The sequence below is a fragment of the Kineococcus indalonis genome, assembly GCF_009906395.1.
Classification (GTDB): Bacteria; Actinomycetota; Actinomycetes; order Actinomycetales; family Kineococcaceae; genus Kineococcus; species Kineococcus indalonis.
This window is the reverse complement of the sequence record NZ_JAAALM010000286.1, coordinates 1-5,295: the sequence shown is the minus strand read 5'-3', so window position 1 is coordinate 5,295 and position 5,295 is coordinate 1. Positions and strand designations below refer to the sequence as shown.

Here is a 5,295-nt window from a genome sequence, read left to right as displayed (position 1 = left end):
GCGGCGGGGTGAGCATGGCCGGGTGCCTCCCTCGGCGGAGCAGGCGAGGGGGCCGCTGGCCGAGGCTGAGCGCCTCGCGGCGGTCCGCGACGCGGTGCGGGCCGGTGAGGGCGGCGGCGAGCTGCAGCGGCTGGTGCGGATGGCCGCCCGGGCGCTGCACGTGCCGGTGGCGGTGGTCTCCTGGATCGACGCCGACCGGGAGGTCGTCCAGGCGGCGGTGGGTCTGTCCGAGCCGTGGGCCTCCTCGCGCTCGGTGCCGCTGACGCACTCCCTGTGCGCCGAGGTGGTGCACCTGGACGGGCCGGTGGTCCTCTTCGACGCGCGAGCGGACCCCGTCTACCGGCGGCACCCGGCGGTGGCGGAGATGGGCGTCGGCGCCTACGCGGGGTACCCGCTGCGCCACGGCGAGCACACCCTGGGGGCCTTCTGCGCCGTCGACTTCGCGCCCCGGCGGTGGTCCGTGGAGGACCTGCTGCTGCTGGAGGACCTGGCCGCGGTGGTCTCCGCGCAGCTCGCGCTGCGCGCCACCGCCCGGGAGCTGGAGGCCTCGCGGGGGCAGGTGCGGGCGCTGACGCGCCGGCTGCACGAGCAGTCCCGCACCGACCCCGTGACGGGCGCGGCGAACCACCGGCGCTTCGAGGAGCGCGCGGCCGAGGAGGTCGCCCGCCTGGAGCGCGGCCCCGGCGACCTGGCGCTGACGCTGATCGACGTGGACCGCCTGGAGCGCATCACCGACATCGCCGGGCGCGGGGCCGGGGACGCGGTCCTGGCGGAGGTCGCCGCGCGCGTGGAGGTCGCCCTGCGGCGCACCGACCTGCTCGCGCGCCTGGGCGGTGACGAGTTCGCCGTCCTGCTGCCCGGCACCGACCTGCGCTCGGCCGAGCAGCTGGCGCGGCGGTTGCGCCGGGTCGTGCGGGAGGAACCCGTCGCGGGGTGGGAGGTCACCGTCACCACCGGCGCGGCGGCCTACGAGCCCGGCGGGGGCGTGGAGCGCATGCGCGCCGAGGCCGACGCCGCCCTGCACGCCGGCGAGCGCACCGGCGAGGACCCCGGCGCCGCCGGGCCCGACGAGCACGCCGGGCCCGGCGGCGGGGCGTGAGCGGCTACTCCCCCATGACGTGCAGCTGGCGCGCGGCCTCGGCCAGGGAGCCGGTCAGCGAGGGGTAGACGGTGAAGGCGTGGGCGACGTCGTCGACGTTGAGGCGCTTCTCCACCGCCAGGGTCACCGGGAAGATGAGCTCGCTGGCGCGCGGGGCGACGACCACGCCGCCGATGACGGTGCCGGAACCGGTGCGGCAGAACAGCTTCACGAACCCGTCGTGGATGCCCAGCATCTTGGCGCGCGCGTTGGTGGACAGCGGCAGCTTGACGATGTCGCCCTGCGCCTCGCCGGAGTCGATCTGCTTCTGCGTCCAACCGACGGTGGCGATCTCCGGGGAGGTGAAGACGTTGGAGGAGACCGAGCGCAGCTTCAGCGGGGTGACGGTGTCGCCCAGGGCGTGCCACATGGCGATGCGGCCCTGCATGGCCGCCACCGAGGCCAGCGGGAACACCCCGGTGCAGTCGCCGGCGGCGTACACGCCGCGCGCGGAGGTGCGCGAGACCTTGTCGACGTCGACGTGCCCGGACTCGGAGGTCCACACCCCGGCCTCCTCCAGGCCGATGCCGGAGGTGTTGGGGACCGCGCCGACCGCGACGAGGCAGTGCGAGCCCTCCAGGGTGCGCCCGTCGGAGAGGGTCACGGTCACGGAGTCGCCGTGCCGCTCGACCTTCTCGGCGCGCGAGCGGGCCACGACGTCCATGCCGCGGCGGCGGAAGACGGCCTCGAGCACCTCGGCGGCGTCGGCGTCCTCGCCGGGCAGGACGCGGTCGCGGCTGGAGACGAGGGTGACGTGGGCGCCCAGGGCGTCGTAGGCGCTGGCGAACTCGGCGCCGGTGACGCCGGAGCCGACGACGATCAGGTGCTCGGGCAGCTCCTGGATGTCGTAGACCTGCTTCCAGGTGAGGATGCGCTCGCCGTCGGGCTGGGCGTCGGGCAGCGTGCGCGGGCTGGAGCCGGTGCTCACCAGCACCACGTCGGCCTCGACGCGCTCGCCCTCGTCGTCGCCGTCGGTGACGACCAGGGCCTGCGGGCCGTCCAGGCGCCCGTGGCCGGACAGCACGCGCACGCCCTCCTTCTCCAGGCGGGTGCGCACGTCGGCGGACTGCGACAGCGCCAGGGACTTCACGCGCTGGTGCACGCGGCCGAGGTCGACGGTGACGGAGCCGGCGGGCTCGGTGTCGCGGCCGGCGCCGCCGGGGAAGCGGACGCCGAGCTCGGTGGAGCCGCCCACGGTGGTCATGGTCTCGGCGGTGGCGATGAGGGTCTTGGAGGGCACGACGTCGGTCAGGACGGTGGACCCGCCCAGGCCCTGGCGCTCGACGACGGTGACGTCGGCGCCCAGCTGGGAGGCCACCAGGGCCGCTTCGTAGCCGCCGGGGCCGCCGCCGAGGACGGCGACGCGCTGGCGCTTGGCGACGGGGGACGCGCTCGTGGGGCTCACCCGCTCATGGTCCCCCACGCCACCGACACGAGTCACCCCGAGCGCACGGGGAGCGAGCAGCGGGCGCCCCCGGCGTCCTACAGTCTTCCCTCGTGCCCGCCCACGTGCCCTCCTACGCCGCGTACGCCAGCAACCTCGACCCGGAGGTGATGGCGCGCAAGGCCCCGCACTCGCCGCTGCGCTCGACGGGGTGGCTGGTGGACTGGCGGCTGACGTTCGGCGGGGAGGACCGCAGCTGGGAGGGCCCGGTGGCCACGGTCGTGGAGGCCCCCGGCGACCAGGTGTACGTGGCGCTGTACGACGTGGCGGAGGCGGACGCCGAGCGCCTGGACGAGGTGGAGGGCGTCGGCGTCGGCCTGTACCGCAAGGTGCGGGTGCGGGTGAACACCCTCGACGGCGACGTGGTGGCCTGGACGTACGTGCTGGACGACTACGAGGGCGGGGTGCCCACGGCCCGCTACCTGGGCGGGCTGGCCGACGCCGCGGAGGCCGGCGGCGCTCCGCACGACTACGTGCTGGCGCTGCGCGCGCGGCCCTGCCGCTCCAACGACGCCTGAGCGCACCGCCCCGGCGCGCGGCCCGCGCCCGGGCGGTGCCGTCCTAGGGTGGATCGCGTGACGAACGCCGTTCCCCCCGCCCGGCACTCCACCGGGACCTTCTCCGACACCGACGCCGACCCCTTCGAGCTGGCCGAGCGCGCCGCGGAGCGCGTGGCGGAGCTGACGGGCGTGCAGCACCACGACGTGGCGCTGGTCCTCGGCTCGGGCTGGGCCGCCGCCGCGGACCGGCTGGGCGAGGTGGCGCTGGAGGTGCCGGCCACCGAGCTGCCCGGCTTCAGCGCCCCGGCCGTGGTGGGCCACGCCGGCACGCTGCGCTCGATCCGGGTGCCGCGCGAGGACGCCGAGCCGCTGGCGGCGCTGGTGCTGCCGCGCACCCACTTCTACGAGGGCCGCGGGGTGCGGGCGGTGGCGCACGGGGTGCGCACGGCCGCGGCGGCCGGGTGCCGCACCCTGGTGCTGACGAACGGCTGCGGCGGGCTGGACCCCTCGATCGGCCCGGGCTCGCCGGTGCTCATCGCCGACCACCTGAACCTGACCGGCGCCACGCCGCTGGAGGGGGCCACGTTCGTCGACATGACGGACCTGTACTCCGCGCGGCTGCGGGCGCTGGCGCGCACCGTGGACCCGGACCTGCCCGAGGGCGTGTACGCGCAGTTCCAGGGGCCGCAGTACGAGACGCCCGCGGAGGTCCGCATGGCCGGCGTGCTCGGCGCGTCGCTGGTGGGGATGTCCACCGCGCTGGAGGCGGTGGCCGCGCGGCACGCCGGCATGGAGGTGCTGGGGTTCTCCCTGGTGACGAACCTGGCGGCGGGGGTGAGCGCGTCGGCGCTCTCGCACGAGGAGGTCCTGCAGGCCGGGCGCGAGGCCGCGCCGCGCTGCGCGGCGCTGCTGGCCGGGGTCGTCCCGCTGCTGTGAGGCGCGCCGGGACCGGCGCGGGTGCGCGGGTCCCGGCTCCGGCGTCAGGAGCGGGTGACGCGCCCCTCGGCCCAGCGGTAGGTGAGGGTGCCGCCCTCGAACTCCTGGCGCACGCCGCCGGCGACGGCGTACTCACCGGTGCGGGGGTAGCCGAGGGTGCCGTTCTCCCAGCGCTGCGCGGCGTAGGTCTGCCCGAACGCGCCGCGCACCTCGTGGGCGCCGAGGCGCGGGGTCCAGTACACGAGGCCGCCGGTGAAGCGCTGCGCGCGCCCGCCGTCGCGCAGGCCGAACTCCTCGCCCACCGGGTACCCCAGTGGGGAGCGCTCCCAGCCCAGGCGCGCCCACTGGTCGCGGATCGCGCCGCGCACGACCTGCGCGCCGGTGGCGGGCGAGAAGTAGATGGAACCGCGCTGGAAGTGGGTGAACCGGCCGACCCCGTCGGGCGTGGGCAGTTCCGAGGTGGTGGGCAGGCCGAGCAGTCCGCCGGGGCCGCCGAGGCCCTGGTAGAGGCCGAGGATGGCGCCCTGCAGGCGGTGCACGACACCGCCGTTGGTCCAGGTGGCGGTGGCCGGCGCGGACGCGCGGGTCGTGGCCGGGCGGGTGCCCCTGACGGTGTTCACGACGTAGTAGATCTCGGTCTGCGCGTTCGGCACGCGCGCGGGACCGACGGCGATGCCCACGCCCATGCCGGTGTAGTCGCCCAGCATGATCTGGTGGTGCTTGGCCGAGTCGATCCAGCCGCGCACGGCCCAGGACCCGTCGGTGCTGGTGGAGTAGCTCAGGTGGATGACCTCGCCCGTGCCGGCGTACCCGGCGAGCTGCCTGCCGAAGTCGGGGTTGTGCCGGTACTGGCCGCTGGCGGCCTGCACCTCGGCCCAGCGCTGGGAGACGGCGGAGACGTCGCCGAACTCGGCGAGCGGGGCCAGGCCGTGGGCGGCGCGCTCGGCGTTGATCCCCTCGACGACCTGGCGCTTCTGGGTGTCGAGGTCGGTGGCCGGCGCGGCGAGCGCGGCGGCGAGGGTGGTGACCGGCGCGGCGCCCGCCTGCGCCGGGGCGGCGGCGCTCGCGGCGCCGGCGGCGGTGCCGAACAGCGCGGACGCGGCGAGCAGGCAGCTCAGCGCCCCGCGCAGCGGGGTGCGCAGCCCGCGTCCGGCCACTCCCGCGCGACTCGATCCCACGACCCAGCACCTCCAGCTCGACGGGCCCCGGCTGCGGCGCGGGGCGTTCGAGGAGAGGGATCGGGTCGCCCCGCGCCGCAGCCGGGGCCCGTCGAGCTG

At 76.6% G+C, this 5,295-nt stretch carries 5 protein-coding genes; 3 read left to right on the top strand and 2 right to left on the bottom strand.

Annotation, left to right across the window (positions count from 1 at the left end):
• Positions 1–1,099 (top strand): sensor domain-containing diguanylate cyclase (locus GTR00_RS13910; RefSeq protein WP_205705784.1); only part of this gene is annotated, 1,099 nt, incomplete at its 5' end.
• A 4-nt stretch (positions 1,100–1,103) separates the two neighbouring features.
• Here GTR00_RS13910 and GTR00_RS13905 read toward each other — a convergent pair.
• On the bottom strand, positions 1,104–2,543 hold the full coding sequence (locus tag GTR00_RS13905; protein ID WP_166612205.1) for an NAD(P)H-quinone dehydrogenase: 1,440 nt from the start codon (positions 2,541–2,543) through the stop codon (positions 1,104–1,106).
• Positions 2,544–2,647: 104 nt separating this feature from the next.
• Between GTR00_RS13905 and GTR00_RS13900 the strand changes: the two genes are divergently transcribed.
• Together GTR00_RS13900 and GTR00_RS13895 are read left to right on the top strand one after the other, a co-directional pair.
• Positions 2,648–3,100 (top strand): gamma-glutamylcyclotransferase, encoded by a 453-nt coding sequence (locus GTR00_RS13900; RefSeq protein ID WP_166612208.1) that lies wholly within the window; start codon positions 2,648–2,650, stop codon positions 3,098–3,100.
• Positions 3,101–3,157: 57 nt separating this feature from the next.
• On the top strand, positions 3,158–4,018 hold the full coding sequence (locus tag GTR00_RS13895; protein WP_166612204.1) for a purine-nucleoside phosphorylase: 861 nt from the start codon (positions 3,158–3,160) through the stop codon (positions 4,016–4,018).
• A 44-nt stretch (positions 4,019–4,062) separates the two neighbouring features.
• On the opposite strand, the gene GTR00_RS23010 is transcribed toward GTR00_RS13895, so the two are convergent.
• Positions 4,063–5,196 carry a CAP domain-containing protein gene (locus GTR00_RS23010; RefSeq protein ID WP_205705783.1) on the bottom strand — a complete coding sequence of 378 codons (1,134 nt, stop codon included), beginning with the start codon at positions 5,194–5,196 and terminating at the stop codon, positions 4,063–4,065.
• Positions 5,197–5,295: the final 99 nt, after the last annotated feature.